The 16,557-nt window shown below is 70.6% G+C and carries 15 protein-coding genes; 13 read left to right on the top strand and 2 right to left on the bottom strand.

The window, feature by feature from the left end; all coding sequences use genetic code 11:
* The first annotated feature begins 10 nt into the window (after window positions 1-10).
* Window positions 11-814 carry a bifunctional hydroxymethylpyrimidine kinase/phosphomethylpyrimidine kinase gene (gene thiD, locus ACU6WZ_RS06125; RefSeq protein WP_447032104.1) on the top strand — a complete coding sequence of 268 codons (804 nt, stop codon included), beginning with the start codon at window positions 11-13 and terminating at the stop codon, window positions 812-814.
* 68 nt (window positions 815-882) lie between these two features.
* Here thiD and rpmB read toward each other — a convergent pair whose 3' ends face one another.
* The gene (gene rpmB, locus ACU6WZ_RS06120; RefSeq protein WP_003957616.1) at window positions 883-1,068 is read right to left on the bottom strand and encodes a 50S ribosomal protein L28; all 186 of its coding nucleotides are present in this window, start codon (window positions 1,066-1,068) and stop codon (window positions 883-885) included.
* Window positions 1,069-1,310: 242 nt separating this feature from the next.
* Between rpmB and fakA the strand changes: the two genes are divergently transcribed.
* From fakA to mutM, 9 genes are all read left to right on the top strand, one after another.
* A complete protein-coding gene (gene fakA, locus ACU6WZ_RS06115) occupies window positions 1,311-3,011 on the top strand; it encodes a fatty acid kinase ATP-binding subunit FakA (RefSeq protein WP_447032102.1) in 1,701 nt (566 codons plus the stop codon).
* Window positions 3,012-3,239: 228 nt separating this feature from the next.
* On the top strand, window positions 3,240-5,465 hold the full coding sequence (gene recG, locus ACU6WZ_RS06110) for an ATP-dependent DNA helicase RecG (protein ID WP_447032101.1): 2,226 nt from the start codon (window positions 3,240-3,242) through the stop codon (window positions 5,463-5,465).
* A 57-nt stretch (window positions 5,466-5,522) separates the two neighbouring features.
* On the top strand, window positions 5,523-6,107 hold the full coding sequence (gene rsmD, locus ACU6WZ_RS06105; RefSeq protein ID WP_447032099.1) for a 16S rRNA (guanine(966)-N(2))-methyltransferase RsmD: 585 nt from the start codon (window positions 5,523-5,525) through the stop codon (window positions 6,105-6,107).
* A gap of 26 nt (window positions 6,108-6,133) precedes the next feature.
* Window positions 6,134-6,613: a pantetheine-phosphate adenylyltransferase gene (gene coaD / locus ACU6WZ_RS06100; RefSeq protein WP_447033884.1), complete on the top strand. Its 480-nt coding sequence runs from the start codon at window positions 6,134-6,136 to the stop codon at window positions 6,611-6,613.
* 97 nt (window positions 6,614-6,710) lie between these two features.
* Window positions 6,711-7,853, top strand: coding sequence for a F0F1 ATP synthase subunit B (locus ACU6WZ_RS06095; RefSeq protein WP_447032098.1), 1,143 nt, complete (start codon window positions 6,711-6,713; stop codon window positions 7,851-7,853).
* A 56-nt stretch (window positions 7,854-7,909) separates the two neighbouring features.
* Window positions 7,910-8,629, top strand: coding sequence for a YceD family protein (locus ACU6WZ_RS06090; protein WP_447032097.1), 720 nt, complete (start codon window positions 7,910-7,912; stop codon window positions 8,627-8,629).
* 2 nt (window positions 8,630-8,631) lie between these two features.
* On the top strand, window positions 8,632-8,805 hold the full coding sequence (gene rpmF / locus ACU6WZ_RS06085) for a 50S ribosomal protein L32 (RefSeq protein WP_003965982.1): 174 nt from the start codon (window positions 8,632-8,634) through the stop codon (window positions 8,803-8,805).
* 7 nt (window positions 8,806-8,812) lie between these two features.
* Window positions 8,813-9,703, top strand: coding sequence for a ribonuclease III (gene rnc, locus ACU6WZ_RS06080; RefSeq protein ID WP_447032096.1), 891 nt, complete (start codon window positions 8,813-8,815; stop codon window positions 9,701-9,703).
* 90 nt (window positions 9,704-9,793) lie between these two features.
* The gene (gene mutM, locus ACU6WZ_RS06075) at window positions 9,794-10,663 is read left to right on the top strand and encodes a bifunctional DNA-formamidopyrimidine glycosylase/DNA-(apurinic or apyrimidinic site) lyase (protein ID WP_447032095.1); all 870 of its coding nucleotides are present in this window, start codon (window positions 9,794-9,796) and stop codon (window positions 10,661-10,663) included.
* A 48-nt stretch (window positions 10,664-10,711) separates the two neighbouring features.
* Here mutM and ACU6WZ_RS06070 read toward each other — a convergent pair whose 3' ends face one another.
* Window positions 10,712-11,680 (bottom strand): CAP domain-containing protein, encoded by a 969-nt coding sequence (locus ACU6WZ_RS06070; protein ID WP_447032093.1) that lies wholly within the window; start codon window positions 11,678-11,680, stop codon window positions 10,712-10,714.
* Between the two features lie 150 nt (window positions 11,681-11,830).
* Between ACU6WZ_RS06070 and ACU6WZ_RS06065 the strand changes: the two genes are divergently transcribed.
* The 3 genes from ACU6WZ_RS06065 to smc all read left to right on the top strand — a co-directional run bounded on the left by ACU6WZ_RS06065 (window position 11,831) and on the right by smc (window position 16,470).
* On the top strand, window positions 11,831-12,112 hold the full coding sequence (locus ACU6WZ_RS06065; RefSeq protein ID WP_447032092.1) for an acylphosphatase: 282 nt from the start codon (window positions 11,831-11,833) through the stop codon (window positions 12,110-12,112).
* A gap of 379 nt (window positions 12,113-12,491) precedes the next feature.
* Complete coding sequence (locus tag ACU6WZ_RS06060) at window positions 12,492-12,707, top strand: hypothetical protein (RefSeq protein ID WP_447032091.1); 216 nt, start codon at window positions 12,492-12,494, stop codon at window positions 12,705-12,707.
* A gap of 199 nt (window positions 12,708-12,906) precedes the next feature.
* Window positions 12,907-16,470, top strand: coding sequence for a chromosome segregation protein SMC (gene smc / locus ACU6WZ_RS06055; protein WP_447032090.1), 3,564 nt, complete (start codon window positions 12,907-12,909; stop codon window positions 16,468-16,470).
* Window positions 16,471-16,557: the final 87 nt, after the last annotated feature.

The following is a 16,557-nucleotide window of genomic DNA, read 5'->3' as shown; positions in this document are numbered from 1 at the left end:
ATTCGCTGGTATGCGAATACTTCCTTGCGTCCTCACCGTCGCCGGATCCGATTCCGGCGGCGGTGCGGGCATACAGGCCGACCTCAAGACGATGCTGGCTCTCGGCGTGCACGGCATGAGCGTGCTCACCGCGGTGACGGCGCAGAACTCCCTGGGTGTGCAAGGCGCCTGGGACCTGCCGGTGGAGGCGGTACGGGCGCAGTACCGCAGCGTCGTCGACGACATCGGCGTGCAGGCCGTGAAGACCGGCATGCTGTCGTCGGCCGAACTCGTCGAGACCGTCGCGGAACTGCTGGCGGACACCGACGCTCCGGTCGTCGTCGACCCGGTGGGCGTCTCCAAGCACGGTGACCCACTGCTGGCCACCTCGGCCCTGGAATCCGTACGGACGAAGCTGCTTCCCACGGCCACCGTCGCCACCCCGAACCTCGACGAAGTGGCTCAGCTCACCGGCGTACGCGTGGAATCCGAGACGGATCTGCGCCGGGCCGCGGGGGCGCTCCTGGAATTCGGGCCGCGCTGGGTGCTCGTCAAGGGCGGGCACCTGCCGGGCGACGCGGTGGACCTGCTGTCCGACGGCACCGAGGAGCACTGGCTTCGCGCCCCCCGCCACGACAACCGCCACACGCACGGAACCGGCTGCACCCTGGCCTCCGCGATCGCCTCCGGCCTGGCCAAGGGGCTCGACGTACCGCAGGCCGCGGCCGCGGCCAAGGAGTACGTGACCGAAGCGATCGCCGCCGGCTTCGCACTCGGCGCCGGAATCGGCCCGGTCGACCACGGCTGGCGGCTCAGGAGCGGCCCCGCGGCATGAAAAAACCGGTCCACCCTGAGGTGGACCGGTTTCTTAGCAACCAGCTAGGTGGCCGCGCTTGGCATACGTCAGCGCGAGACCTTGCCGGCCTTGATGCACGAGGTGCAGACGTTGAGCCGCTTCGGCGTCCGACCGACCACTGCACGCACGCGCTGGATGTTGGGATTCCAGCGACGGGACGTACGGCGGTGCGAGTGCGAAATGTTGTTGCCGAAGCCCGGCCCCTTGCCGCAGACGTCGCAGTTGGCAGCCACGGGTCACTCCAAAGACTTCAGATGCACTTACAGTGGATCCCGGCATGCCGGGATCGAAGAATCGAGTGGCGTAGCCGGGGGAATGTCCCGATGTTCATCGGGCAACCGGAGCAGCATACATCGGCTGCTCCCGTACAACGAAACTACCATGGCTGCCGCGGCCCCCGTCCCGGTCCCTGCCTCCGCGCGGGCCCCTGGCGGGGCTACCCTGCGGATCGAACCGCTCGCTAGGAGGACGTCAGGTGCCGCAGACCCTCGACGCTGTCGCGGTGCGCACCTGGTGCTCGCTCGCGCTTGAGGCGCTGGGCCAAGCCCGCGAGGACATCGACGCTATCAACGTCTATCCGGTCGCGGACGGGGACACCGGCACCAACCTCTACCTGACCGTGGAGTCCGCCTGCCGCGCCGTCGAGGCGGTCTTCGCCGCCCACGAGACGGTCACCGCGGACGGACAGGAGGACGGCGCCGCGTCCGTGCCTGCTCTCGCCGACACGGTACGGGCCATGGCCCACGGGGCCCTCATCGGCGCCCGGGGCAATTCCGGAACCATCCTGGCGCAGCTGCTGCGCGGCATGGCGCAGGTGCTGTGCGAGGGGGCCGCCGACGCCGAAGGGCTGCGGCGGGCTCTGCGCAGGGCCGCGGAGGCGGCGTACCAGGCGGTCGCGCACCCGGTCGAGGGCACCGTCCTCACGGTCGCCACCGCAGCGGCCACGGCAGCGTCGAGCGCCGTCGGCGGCGCCGTCGGGGTGGCCCGGGCGGCGTACGAGGGGGCGCGCACCGCACTGGACGCCACCCCCGGACAGCTGGCGGTGCTGGGCCGCGCAGGCGTGGTCGACGCGGGCGGGCAGGGGCTGCTGACCGTGCTCGGCGCGCTGGTCGAGGCGGTGTCGGGCGAGGCGGTCGCCGTGCGCAGGCGGGCCGCGATGCTGCGGCTGCCGGTGGCCGCCGCGGCCCCGGCCGCTCCGGGCGCTGCTGACGGGGATGACGGCGACTGCCCGGCGGATTCCACGCCGTCGGCGGACGCGGCCGAGCAGGGGGGCCCGGCCTTCGAGGTGATCTACCTCCTGGAGGCGGACGACATGGCGGTGGCGCGGCTGCGCGCCCGGCTCGACGCGCTCGGGGACTCACTGGTGGTCGTCGGCGGCGACGGCCTGTGGCACGTCCACGTGCACGTCGACGACGCCGGCGCCGCGGTGGAGGCGGGCATCGAGGCGGGCCGCCCGTACCGGATCCGCGTCACCCACTTCGCCGCCGACCGCCTCGCGCCGCCCCGCGAACGGGCGCAGCGCGCGGTCGTCGCGGTGGTGCCCGGCGAGGGGCTCGCGAACCTGTGCACGGAGGCCGGGGCGACCACGGTCCTCGCCCGCCCCGGTGAGCCGCCCGCGAGCGGGGAGCTGGCGGAGGCGATCCGGCGGGCCCACGCGCGCGAGGTCGTGCTGCTTCCGAACAACGCCGACCTGCGGCACACGGCGGCAGCGGCGGCGGAACAAGTGCGTACCGAGGGGGTACGGGTCGCGCTCATCCCGACCCGCGCGGCGGTCCAGGGCATCGCGGCCCTCGCCGTCCACGAACCGGACCGCCGGTTCGACGAGGACGTCGTCGCGATGACCTCGGCGGCGGGCGCCACCCGCTACGGCGAACTGACCGTGGCCGAACGGCAGTCCTGGACGATGGCGGGCATCTGCCAGGCCGGGGACGTGCTTGGCCTGATCGACGGCGACGTGGTCGTGATCGGGTCCGACCCGCGCGCGGCGTCCCGCACGGTCCTGGACCGGATGCTGACGGCCGGCGGAGAGATGGTGACGCTGGTGCTGGGGGAGGAAGCGCCGGCGGGGCTGGCGGAGTACCTGGAGGCGCACGTCCACGAATCCCACCTCGCGGTGGACACGGTCACGTACGCGGGGGGCCGGCAGTCCGCTTTGCTGCTGATCGGGGTGGAGTAGCGGCGGGTGGGGCGTGGGGTGCGGGACGCCCTCCGGGCGTGCCCTCAATCGCCGGACGGGCTGAAAGTTGCCGCAAGCGGCATATCAAGCCGTCCGGCGATTGAGGACCGGGGTCCGGCGGAGCCCCGGTTCGGGAAGGGGCGGGTCGGGGAAAGCCCGCCGCAGGCGCACCCTGCGCACCCGCCACCCACCCCCACCGCCAACGCGAACGCCCTCACTGTCAGAGCCATGGTGTGGAATGGATCCGTGCCCGCGCTCGACGAACCACTCAAGAAGACGCTCGGCGGCACCACCGCGAAGGTGATGGCCGAGCACCTCGACCTGCACACGGTCGGTGACCTGCTGCACCACTACCCCCGGAGATACGCCGAGCGCGGCGAGCTGACGCAGCTCGCCGACCTCCCGCTCGACGAGCACGCCACCGTCGTGGCGCAGGTCGCCGACGCCCGCGTCCTGCGGTTCAACAACGGCAAGGGCCAGCGCCTGGAGGTGACCCTCACAGACGGCAGCGGCCGGCTCCAGCTGGTCTTCTTCGGCAAGTCGATCTACCACCACCAGAAGGAACTGCTGCCGGGCCGCCGCGGCATGTTCTCCGGCAAGGTCGGCGTGTTCCGCACCACCCGCCAGCTCTCCCACCCGGCGTACGAAATGCTCGGCAAGGACAGTGGTGAGGACGCCGTCGAGGCCTGGGCGAACCAGCTGATCCCGCTCTACCCGGCCTGCGCCCAGATGGAGAGCTGGAAGATCGCCAAGACCGTCGACGTGGTCCTGGCGTCCATGGAGGCCACCGGCTGGCAGGAGATCGCCGACCCCCTGCCGCCCGCGCTGCGCGAGGGCCGCGGACTCACCGACCTGCCCGACGCGTTCCGCAAGGTCCACCGCCCGCGCACCAAGGCGGACATCGCCGAGGCACGGGACCGGCTCAAGTGGGACGAGGCGTTCGTCCTCCAAGTCGCCCTGGCCCGGCGCCGGTTCGCCGACACCCAGCTTCCGGCCGTCGCCCGCAGGCCCGTGGCCGGCGGCCTGCTCGACGCCTTCGACGCCAAGCTGCCCTTCACCCTCACCGACGGCCAGCAGAAGGTCTCGAAAGAGATCTTCGACGACCTGGCCACCGAACACCCCATGCACCGCCTCCTCCAGGGCGAAGTCGGCTCGGGGAAGACCCTGGTCGCGCTGCGCGCGATGCTCGCCGTCGTCGACGCGGGCGGTCAGGCCGCGATGCTCGCGCCCACCGAAGTGCTCGCCCAGCAGCATCACCGCTCCATCACCGAGATGATGGGCGAGCTGGCCGAGGGCGGACTGCTCGGCGGCGCCGAGCACGGCACCAAGGTCGTGCTGCTCACCGGCTCCATGGGCATGCCCGCCCGCCGCCAGGCGCTCCTCGACCTGGTCACCGGCGAGGCCGGTATCGTCATCGGGACGCACGCGCTGATCGAGGACAAGGTGCAGTTCCACGAACTGGGCCTGGTCGTCGTCGACGAGCAGCACCGTTTCGGCGTCGAGCAGCGTGACGCCCTGCGTTCCAAGGGCAAGCAGCCCCCGCACCTGCTCGTCATGACGGCGACCCCCATCCCGCGCACGGTCGCGATGACCGTCTTCGGTGACCTGGAGACCTCGGTCCTCGACCAGCTCCCGGCCGGCCGCTCACCGATCGCCACCCACGTCGTCCCCGCCAAGGACAAACCACACTTCCTTGCCCGCACGTGGGAGCGCGTACGCGAGGAGGTGGAGAACGGACACCAGGCGTACGTCGTCTGCCCGCGCATCGGTGACGGGGATGACGACCCCAACGCTGCCAAGAAGAAGCAGGCGGCGCAGGCGGATGAGGACCCCGAGAAGCGCCCGCCGCTCGCCGTCCTGGAGATCGCCGAGCAGATCACCGCCGGCCCGCTCAGGGGCCTGCGCGTCGAAGTCCTGCACGGGCGGATGCAGCCCGACGACAAGGACGACGTGATGCGCCGCTTCTCCGCCGGTGACGTGGACGTGCTGGTCGCCACGACCGTCATCGAGGTCGGCGTGAACGTGCCGAACGCCACCGCGATGGTGATCATGGACGCCGACCGGTTCGGCGTCTCGCAGCTGCACCAGCTGCGCGGCCGGGTGGGCCGGGGCTCGGCGGCCGGACTGTGCCTGCTGGTCAGCGAGATGCACGAGGCGAGCCCGGCCCGCGCCCGGCTGGCCGCGGTGGCCGCCACTCTCGACGGCTTCGAGCTCTCCCGTATCGACCTCGAACAGCGCCGCGAGGGCGACGTACTCGGACAGGCCCAGTCCGGTGTCAGGTCGTCCCTGCGGATGCTCGCCGTCATCGACGACGAGGAGGTCATCGTGGCCGCCCGCGAGGAGGCCGTCGCCGTCGTCACCGCCGACCCCGACCTCGAACGGCTCCCCGAGCTGCGCACCGCCCTGGACGCCCTGCTCGACCAGGAGAGGGAGCAGTACCTCGACAAGGGCTGACAATGGGTTCAGCAGCATCCACTCCCACCAGGCACCCGACCCTAGGAACCGACACCCATGACCCGCGTGATCGCCGGTACGGCCGGCGGACGCCGCCTGGCCGTCCCGCCGGGCAACGGCACCCGCCCCACCTCCGACCGAGCGCGCGAAGGCATGTTCTCCACCTGGGAGTCGCTGCTCGGCACCCTGGAGGGCACCCGGATCGCCGACCTGTACGCCGGATCGGGCGCCGTCGGCCTGGAGGCGCTGTCGCGGGGCGCGGTGCACGCACTCCTGGTCGAAGCCGACAGCCGGGCCGCGCGCACAGTCCGGGACAACGTCCGCACGCTGGGTCTGCCCGGCGCCGAGGTACGGGCGGGCAAAGCGGAGCAGATCGTCACGGGCCCCGCCCCCCAGGCGCCGTACGACGTGGTCTTCCTCGACCCGCCGTACGCCGTCACCGACGACGATCTTCGCGAGATCCTCCTCACACTCCGCGCCCAGGGCTGGCTCGCGGACGATGCCGTCGCCACCGTGGAGCGCAGCACACGAGGCGGAGAATTCAGCTGGCCCAAGGGATTCGAACCAGTGCGGGCCCGTCGCTACGGCGAGGGAACGCTTTGGTACGGTCGCGCCGCCGCTGCGTGCGAAGACGCCCCATGACCGGACCGGAGAGCGAGGGAACACAGATGCGCCGTGTCGTCTGTCCCGGGTCGTTCGACCCCATCACCAATGGGCATCTCGACATCATTGCCCGCGCCTCCAAGCTGTACGACGTCGTGCACGTCGCAGTGATGATCAACCAGTCCAAGCAGGGACTGTTCGCGATCGAGGAGCGGATCGAGCTGATCCGTGAGGTCACCGCCGAGTTCGGCAACGTCGAGGTCGAGTCCTTCCACGGCCTCCTCGTCGACTTCTGCAAGGAACGCGACATCCCGGCCATCGTGAAGGGCCTGCGGGCGGTCAGCGACTTCGACTACGAGCTGCAGATGGCCCAGATGAACATCGGCCTGTCGGGCGTCGAGACCCTGTTCGTGCCCACCAATCCCACCTACAGCTTCCTCTCCTCCAGCCTGGTCAAGGAGGTCGCTGCCTGGGGCGGCGACGTCTCCCACCTGGTGCCCCCGAAGGTTCTCGGGGTGCTCACCGAGCGCCTCGGCAGGAAGTGACGTACTGACTGCCCGTCACCAGGTGTCGGACGGAGGCCGACTGCCCGTACAGTCGTTCCGTCCGTCTCCAGCCGGAAGAACAGGTGGCGAGCACACGGTGGACGTGCAGAAGAAGCTCGACGAGATCGTCGAGGCGGTCGGCAGTGCCCGGTCCATGCCCATGTCGGCCTCGTGCGTGGTCAACCGCGCCGACCTGCTCGCGATGCTCGAAGAGGTACGCCAGGCCCTGCCGGGCTCCCTCGCGCAGGCGCAGGAGCTGATCGGCGGCCACGAGGAACTGGCCGAGCAGGCCCGGCAGGAGGCCGAGCGCATCATCGAGTCGGCGCACGCCCAGCGCGGGACGCTCATCTCCGACACCGAGGTCGCCCGGCGCTCCCAGGAGGAGGCCGACCGCATCCTCGGTGACGCCCGCCGGGACGCCGAGGAGATCCGCGCGGAGGCCGACGAGTACGTAGACTCCAAGCTCGCGAACTTCGAAGTCGTCCTCACCAAGACCCTCGGCTCCGTCGACCGCGGCCGCGAGAAACTGCTCGGCAGGGGCCCCGGTCTCGACGATCAGGGGTACGCGGACCCCGACTTCGCTGAGGCGCCGGAGCGCAGCCAGGACCCCCAGACGCTGCGCGAGCGGGCCGACGAATACGTCGACACCAAGCTCGGCGCCTTCGAGGCCGTGCTGTCCAAGACGCTCGACGCGGTCGGTCGCGGCCGGCAGAAACTGCACGGCCGGGTCGCCTCGGACGAGCTCGGCGCGCACATGGTGGCCCAGGACGGGGCCGAGCAGCAGCGCAGCAGCGACGAGGACTTCCTCGCTGACCTCGCCGAACCGCAGGCCGCGCACGTCGCCGCACCGATGTCCGCACCGAAGTCCGTGCCGATGCCTCCACCGATGCCGCCGCCCGCGGAGCAGCAGCCCCACATCCCCGAGCAGCAGCAGCCGTACGACCCGTACGCGTACCAGCAGCCCCACCAGCCGCAGGACACCTACGCGTACCAGCAATCCCAGGACCCGTACGGCTACCAGCAGCAGGATCCGTACGCGTACCAGCAGCAGGGCTACGACCAGCCCTACGGGCAGCAGCCGCAGCAGGCCACGCACCAGCAGCCGCAGCAGGCCACGCACCAGCAGCCGCAACAGCCGCAGCAGCACCAGCAGCAGAGCGGCGCTCTCGACGAGACCAGCCTGTTTGACACCAGCATGATCGACCTCGACCAGCTGCGGGAGTACGAGCAGGGGCGGTAGGGACCGGATTGGGCCCTGGGCGAAGCGTCAAGTATCCTGGCTCTTCGGTCGCGCGTATGACCGCGATCTCGGCTGCCCGATTTTGCCCTTGCGGCACGGCGGCCCACCACAGCGATCCGAAAGCGGGAAAACCCCTGAACGCCCACCTCGACCACCGCAACCCCCTCGTGTTCGACACACACGAGCTGGGCCGGCGTCCCGGTGCGCTCCAGCGGCTGACCCGCTCGGCAGTGGCCCCCAAGGACTTCGGTATCGAAGGGGTCGTCGGAGTGCCCGAGGGTGCGCCGTTGGATCTCAAGCTCCGCCTCGAATCCGTCATGGACGGGGTGCTTGTCACAGGCACCGCCCGTGCGACGGCCAAGGGGGAGTGCGTAAGGTGTCTGGAGCCGCTGGAGCTCGATGTTGCAGCGGACTTCCAGGAGATGTTCTCGTACCCTGTCGCCGACGACCGGGGCCGCGCAAAAGCGGAACCGGCCGACGACGACGAGGACGACGAGGACAGGCTCTTCCTCGAGGACGGCCTGTTCGACCTCGAGTCTGTGCTGCGTGATGCGGTGGTGCTCGCACTGCCGATGCAGCCGGTGTGCCGGGAGGACTGCGCCGGCCTGTGCCCCACCTGTGGGGTCAGGCTGGACGACGAACCCGACCACCACCATGACGCCGTCGACATTCGTTGGGCGGCACTGCAAGGACTCGCCGGGACCATTCAGGACGGCGAGAAGGACAACATCAGCGGCGCCGCCGAGTCGGGCGTCGACGAGAAGCAGGAGAAGTAGCCGTGGCTGTTCCGAAGCGGAAGATGTCGCGCAGTAACACGCGCCACCGCCGGTCGCAGTGGAAGGCTGCGGTCCCCACCCTGGTTTCGTGCGAGCGTTGCCAGGAGCCGAAGCTGCAGCACATCGCGTGCCCGAGCTGCGGCACGTACAACAAGCGCCAGGTCCTCGAGGTCTGAGCGGCTCGTGAGAGGCACCGTGTCTAGCCACCAAACGGCGGATGACGCCAAGGCGGAGAACGCCAAGAAGCCGGCGGAGAACACGGCCTCGTCCCACACGCTTCTGGAAGGGCGGCTCGGGTATCAGCTCGAGTCCGCCCTTCTGGTGCGTGCGCTGACCCACCGTTCGTACGCGTACGAGAACGGCGGCCTGCCCACCAACGAGCGGCTGGAATTCCTCGGGGATTCCGTGCTCGGCCTGGTGGTCACGGACACGCTGTACCGAGCCCACCCCGATCTGCCGGAAGGCCAGCTGGCCAAACTGCGGGCCGCGGTGGTCAATTCTCGTGCACTTGCGGAGGTGAGTCGCGGCCTCGAACTCGGCTCCTTCATCCGGCTCGGCCGGGGCGAAGAGGGCACGGGTGGCAGGGACAAGGCTTCCATCCTGGCCGACACCCTGGAAGCGGTGATCGGCGCGGTCTACCTGGACCAGGGCCTGGGAGCCGCATCGGAACTGGTGCACCGGCTGTTCGATCCGCTGATCGAGAAGTCTTCGAGCCTCGGGGCAGGCCTGGACTGGAAAACCAGTCTCCAGGAACTGACCGCGAGCGAGGGACTCGGCGTGCCCGAGTACCTGGTCTCGGAGACCGGACCCGACCACGAGAAGACCTTCACTGCTGCTGCCCGCGTCGGTGGTGTCTCGTACGGCACCGGCACCGGACGCAGCAAGAAGGAAGCGGAGCAGCAGGCCGCGGAGTCCGCGTGGCGCGCTATTCGCGCGGCCGCGGACGAGCGTGAGACGGCGGCCGAGGCCGCCGGCGAAGCGACCCCCGTGACGCCTGAGGCAACTGCGACGCCTGCGGAGCCCGTGGCACCCGAGACCGACGACGCATCGCCGTCGGCCTCCGCCACGGCCTGATCCACGCAGGGCTTTTGTGACCTGGGCGCCCCCGACCGGATTCCGGCCGGGGGCGCCCAGGCATGCCGTCACATTCTCCCGAGGAGCACCGTGCCCGAGCTGCCCGAAGTCGAAGTCGTACGGCGTGGGCTGGAGCGCTGGGTCACCGGACGTACCGTCGCCGAGGTGCAGGTGCTGCATCCCCGGGCCGTACGCCGTCACCTGGCCGGCGGCGAGGACTTCGCGCTGCGACTGACAGGGCACCGCATCGGCGCCGCTCGCCGGCGCGGCAAGTACCTGTGGCTGCCGCTGGAGGACACCGCCGCCTCCGTCCTCGGCCACCTCGGCATGAGCGGCCAACTGCTCGTCCAGCCGCAAAGTGCCCCCGACGAGAAGCATCTGCGCATCCGCGTCCGCTTCGCCGACGAGTTCGGCACCGAGCTGCGCTTCGTCGACCAGCGCACCTTCGGCGGTCTGTCCCTGCACGAGAGCGCCGCCGGGAGCACGGACGGACTTCCCGACGTCATCGCGCACATCGCACGCGACCCGCTGGACCCGGCGTTCGACGACGGCGCGTTCTTCGCGGCGCTGCGGCTGCGCCGTACGACCGTCAAGCGCGCCCTGCTCGACCAGTCGCTGATCAGCGGCGTCGGCAACATCTACGCGGACGAGGCACTGTGGCGCACCCGGCTGCACTACGAGCGTCCCACCGCGACCCTCACGCGCCCCCGCGCGGCCGAACTGCTCGGCCATGTGCGGGACGTGATGAACGCCGCGCTCGCGGTCGGCGGCACCAGCTTCGACAGCCTCTACGTGAACGTGAACGGGGAATCGGGCTATTTCGACCGGTCGTTGGACGCCTACGGCCGCGAGGACGAGCCGTGCCGCCGCTGCGGTACGCCGATGCGCCGACGCCCCTGGATGAACCGCTCCAGCTACTTCTGCCCACGCTGCCAGCGCCCGCCGCGCATCACGCCGTAACCCTCGCGTCGGGGCCCTCCCCGGTAGCCCGGGGAGGAGAGTGCGGGCTCAGAAGCCGAAGTTCTGCGTCCACCAGGGGCCGCCGGAGGCCATGTGCACGCCGACGCCCAGGGTCTTGTACTCGCAGTTCAAGATGTTCGCGCGGTGGCCCTCGCTGTTCATCCAGGAGTCCATCACCGACTGTGCGTCGGACTGGCCGCGGGCGATGTTCTCGGCCGCGAGGCCGGTGATGCCCGCCCGCTCGGCGCGGTCCCAGGGGGCCGCGCCGTCGGGGTCGGTGTGGTCGAAGAAGTCGCGGGCGGCCATGTCCTCGCTGAAGTTCCCGGCCAGCGCCGCCAGATCGTTGTCGGCACGCACCGGGGAGCAGCCGGCCTTCGACCGCTCCTGGTTGACCAGGCTCAGGACGGCGGCCTCGGCTGCCGCTTCGGCGTCGGTTCCCTGGGTGTTCCCTGTGCCGCCCGTGTCCGGGGTCTTCGGGGCGGGCGCGGCCGGGGTGCGGTCCGGCTGTGTGCTCTTCCTGCGCGGCTCGGCGGGCTTCTCGGCCGCCTTCTCCCGCTGGGAGGGAATGGTGGACGGCTTGGTGGAAGGCTTCGCGGACTTGGAGGGCTCGCTCGTCCTGGATGCCTCGGCCTTGGACGGCTCGGAAGTCTTCGGCTTCGGCGAAGCGGACTTCGACGGCGTGCCCTGCGGCGACGCGTCCTGGGAGGCGGGCGCCGACGGCTGGTCCGTGGGCTCCTGCCCACTGCCGCCCTGCGTCTCCAGGTCGGCCGGCCCCTCGGCGCGGACGCGGTCGCTGGGGCCGCCACCGCTGAGGGAGTAGTTGTCCGCGCCGGGCACCAGCCCGGAGGTCACCGCCACCGCGCCGAGGGCCACTGCGGCGGAGACGCCGAGAAGCCCGGTGCGTACGGGGGTGGCCCGCTTCTTCCGACGGCGGGCACCATGCTGGTGCCGGCCGGCCGGAACGTCCGCGTGATCTGCGGCGACGGGTCCGGCGGCGGAGCGACGATGGCGTCCCATCTCCTGTGCCTTCCTGAATGCCTCAAAACTCTTCATGGTCAACTCAAACGTGCTTCACCCGAAAGAATGAAACGCATTTCGTCGGGACTGTACGCCATGACCGCTGGGGGCGAAGTGCCTCATGTGCAATTGGCCGGTTAGCGTGACGTCATGAACGAAGATGTGCGGCTGACCGCCTGGGTGCGCGGCCGAGTACAGGGAGTCGGCTTCCGCTGGTTCACCAGGGAAAACGCTCTGGAGATCGGCGGCCTGGTCGGCTTCGCGCTCAACCTGGACGACGGCCGTGTGCAGGTCGTGGCCGAGGGCCCGCGTGAGAATTGCCACCGTCTCCTGGAGTGGCTCCACTCCTGCGACACTCCCGGGAAGGTCGACGGAGTGACGGAGATCTGGGGCACACCGCGCCGCGGATACGCGGACTTCGCGATCCGCTGAAGGCATCCCCGAAGAGGTGCCCGGCGGAGGCGCGAGGAGGGGGACTCGCACGGGTGTCTGGGACAGAAATGGCCTGGTGGTTGCCAAGAATGGCTTGCCGTGGAAAGCTGCCGACCTAAGGATGATCTCTACGCCCCCAGGGCCCCGCTGCAGAGGCCGCGTCGCGCAGTTCGCGACCGCGTGCCCCCGGGCCGCCCGCCGATACGGGGCGTGATCGTGTTGACCGTCAAACTTTTTGGTGAGACTCTGGAATCCCCGCGCACTCCAGCTGTTTGGCATTGAGAACAACAGATTCAGATGATGACAAGCACCGCGGGTGCGATTCCCTCACGACCCACCACCGCTTCGGTCGGTCACTCATTGTGGAGGACCATCCATCATGGCAAAGGCGCTTCTCGGTTACGTCGGCGGTTCCGACCCGCGACTCCTCGCCGAGATGCGACGGCTTCAGCAGCGCGTTCAAGATCTTGAGTCCGAGCTCAACCGGATTCAGGACGAGAACGACGCGCTCAGCGCCGCCGCTCACCACCGCGGAGATTCGCTGCTCGACAGCATCGACATCGACGTACCCCAGGCGGAGCCTGCGCTCACCTGACGGGGTTTGCAGACAGACCACGCCAGGCTGTCCGTAACAGCCGCTTGAGATCTGCTCAAGATCTATCCAGCAAGACATTGCAAGGGACGCTCCGGCGTCCCTTCTTTCTTTCCGCCCCCGTCGTAGACCTCTTCCCCTACCGTCTGATGTGCCCTGCACCTTGACAGGTGAAACCGGCGGTGAAAGGTAGAGTGCGGCGGTGCATCTCAAGGCCATGACTCTCCGCGGTTTCAAGTCCTTCGCGTCGGCCACCACCCTGCGGTTCGAACCGGGCATCACCTGCGTCGTCGGACCCAACGGATCAGGCAAGTCCAACGTGGTGGACGCGCTGTCCTGGGTGATGGGGGAGCAGGGCGTCAAGTCGCTGCGCGGCGGGAAGATGGAGGACGTCATCTTCGCCGGGACGACCGGGCGGCCGCCGCTCGGCCGCGCCGAGGTCTCGCTGACCATCGACAACTCCGACGGTGCGCTGCCCATCGCATACGCCGAAGTCACCATTACGCGGATCATGTTCCGCAACGGCGGCAGCGAATACCAGATCAATGGCGATACCTGTCGGTTGCTCGATATTCAGGAACTGCTCTCCGATTCCGGTATTGGACGCGAGATGCACGTCATCGTCGGGCAGGGGCAGCTCGACTCCGTTCTGCACGCCGATCCGATGGGGCGCAGGGCCTTCATCGAGGAGGCCGCCGGCGTACTCAAGCACCGCAAGCGGAAAGAGAAGGCGCTGCGGAAGCTGGACGCGATGCAGGTGAACCTCTCGCGCGTACAGGATCTGACCGACGAGCTGCGGCGGCAGCTCAAGCCGCTCGGCAGGCAGGCGGTGGTGGCCCGGCGGGCGGCCGTCATCCAGGCAGACCTGCGCGACTCCCGGCTGCGGCTGCTCGCCGACGACCTGGTCCGGCTGAGGGACGCCCTGCGTACGGAGATCGCCGACGAGGCGGCCCTCAAGGAGCGCAAGGACGCCGCCGAGGCACAGCTCAGGGCCGCGCTGGGGCGCGAGGCCGAACTGGAGGAAGAGGTACGCCGTCTGGCGCCGCGCCTCCAGCGTGCCCAGCAGACCTGGTACGAGCTGTCGCAGTTCGCGGAGCGGGTGCGCGGCACCGTCTCGCTGGCCGACGCCCGGGTCAAGAGCGCGACGGCGGCCCCCGATGAGGAGCGGCGTGGCCGCGATCCCGAGGAGATGGAGCGGGAGGCCGCGAGGATCCGTGAGCAGGAGGCGGAGCTTGCGGCAGCCCTGGACGCGGCGCAGCGGGCTCTGGAGGACACGGCCGAGCACCGGGCCGAACTGGAGGCGGAGCTGGCCGCCGAGGAGCGTCGGCTCAGGGACGCGGCGCGGGCCATTGCCGACCGGCGTGAAGGGCTGGCCCGGCTGCAGGGTCAGGTCGGCGCGGCGCGCAGCCGGGCCGGTTCGGCGCGGGCGGAGATCGACCGGCTGGCCGCGGCACATGAGGGCGCCGAGCAGCGGGCCGTGGCCGCGCAGGAGGAGTACGCGCAGCTGCGGGCCGAGGTCGACGGTCTGGACGCCGGCGACGCGGACCTTGCCGGGCAGCACGAGACGGCCAGGCACCGGCTCGCCGAAGCGGAGGCGCAGCTCACGGCCGCCCGGGAGGCCACCACCTCCGCCGAGCGCCGCCGGGCGGCGACGTCCGCCCGCCACGACGCGCTGGCACTGGGCCTGCGGCGCAAGGACGGCACGGGGGCGCTCCTGGGTGCGCAGCCCCGGCTGCCGGGACTTCTGGGTCCGGCGGCGGAGCTGCTGACGGTGACCCCGGGATACGAGGTCCCGGTGGCGGCGGCGCTGGGCGCGGCGGCCGACGCCATCGCGATGAGCGACCCGGCCGCGGCCGCCGACGCGATCCGTCTTCTGCGCAAGCAGGACGCGGGCCGGGCGGTACTGCTCCTGGGCGGCCAGCACCCGTCGACCGCCGAAGCCCAGGACACCTCCTCCGCCGCCGGGCCGCGCGCCGTGGCTGACCTGGTGTGGGGGCCCGGGGAGCTGATGCCCGCGGTGCGGCGGCTCGTACGGGGCATGGTGGTCGTCGGCACGCTGGAGGACGCCGAAGACCTGGTCGCGGCCGAGCCCGGCCTCACCGCGGTGACCGCCGAGGGCGATGTCCTCGGCGCGTACTTCGCTCAGGGCGGTTCGGCCGGGGCGCCGAGCCTGCTGGAGGTGCAGGCCTCCGTCGACGAGGCCGCAGCGGAGCTGGAGGAGCTGGCCGTACGGTGCGAGGAGCTGGCGGCGGCGCAGCGTCTGGCGGCGGAGCGGCGCAGCGGATGCGCCGTACACGTCGAGGAGCTCGCGGAGCGCCGACAGGCCGCCGACCGGGAGAAGTCGGGGGTGGCGCAGCAGCTCGGGCGGCTCGCCGGGCAGGCCCGCGGCGCGGTGGGCGAGGCCGAGCGGTCCGCGGCCGCGGCGGCGAAGGCGCAGGAGGCCCTGGAGCGGGCGACCGAGGAGGCCGAGGAGCTGGCGGAGCGCCTGCTGGTGGCCGAGGAGGCGCCCGTACAGGAGGAGCCGGACACCTCAGTACGGGACCGGCTGGCCACGGACGGGGCCAATGCGCGCCAGACCGAGATGGAGGCCCGGCTGCAGGTTCGTACGCACGAGGAACGGGTCAAGTCGCTGGCGGGGCGGGCCGACTCGCTCGACCGGGGGGCGCGCGCGGAGCGTGAGGCGAGGGCGCGCGCCGAGCAGCGCCGCGCCCGGCTGCGCCACGAGGCGCGGGTGGCCGGGGCCGTGGCGTCGGGCGCGCGGCAGCTGCTGGCGCACGTCGAGGTCTCGTTGCTGCGGGCCGGCGCGGAGCGTACGGCGGCCGAGGCCGCCAGGGCGGAGCGGGAGCGCGAACTGGGGGCGGAGCGCGGCCGGGGCCGTGATCTCAAGGGCGAGCTCGACAAGTTGACTGATTCGGTTCACCGGGGCGAGGTACTCGGCGCTGAGAAGCGGCTGCGCATCGAGCAGCTGGAGTCCAAGGCGCTGGAGGAACTGGGCATGGAACCGGCAGGACTGGTGGCCGAGTACGGGCCCGGTCAGCCCGTGCCGCCTTCGCCGGCGGCGGAGGGCGAGGAGGTGCCGGAGGACCCGGCGCACCCGCGCAATCAGCCGCGGCCCTATGTGCGGGCCGAGCAGGAGAAGCGGCTGAAGGCCGCCGAACGGGCGTACCAGCAGCTCGGGAAGGTGAACCCGCTGGCGCTGGAGGAGTTCGCGGCGCTGGAGGAGCGGCACCAGTTCCTCTCCGAGCAGCTTGAAGACCTGAAGAAGACGCGCACCGACCTGATGCAGGTGATCAAAGAGGTCGACGAGCGCGTGGAGCAGGTCTTCACCGAGGCGTTCCACGACACCGCGCGTGAGTTCGAAGGCGTCTTCTCGCGGCTCTTCCCGGGCGGGGAGGGCCGGCTGATCCTGACCGACCCCTCCAACATGCTCACCACGGGTGTGGACGTGGAGGCGCGGCCGCCGGGCAAGAAGGTGAAGCGGCTCTCGCTGCTCTCCGGCGGTGAGCGGTCGCTGACCGCGGTGGCCATGCTGGTATCGATCTTCAAGGCCCGGCCCAGTCCCTTCTATGTGATGGACGAGGTGGAGGCCGCACTGGACGATACGAATCTCCAGCGACTGATCCGGATCATGGAGGAGCTGCAGGAGAGTTCGCAGCTGATCGTGATCACTCACCAGAAACGGACGATGGAGGTCGCCGACGCCCTGTACGGCGTTTCCATGCAGGGGGACGGCGTCTCGAAGGTCATCAGTCAGCGACTGCGCTGAGTTTCACCAGCTCAGCCACCATCTTCAAAACTTGAACACATCTCAGGCCCGACCGGGGCGGAGAGGGTGTGACATACGGCCCCTTTG

Source organism: Streptomyces hypolithicus, from assembly GCF_052934925.1.
Note: the sequence above shows the minus strand (reverse complement) of the source record. Positions and strands in the feature narration are given on the sequence as shown.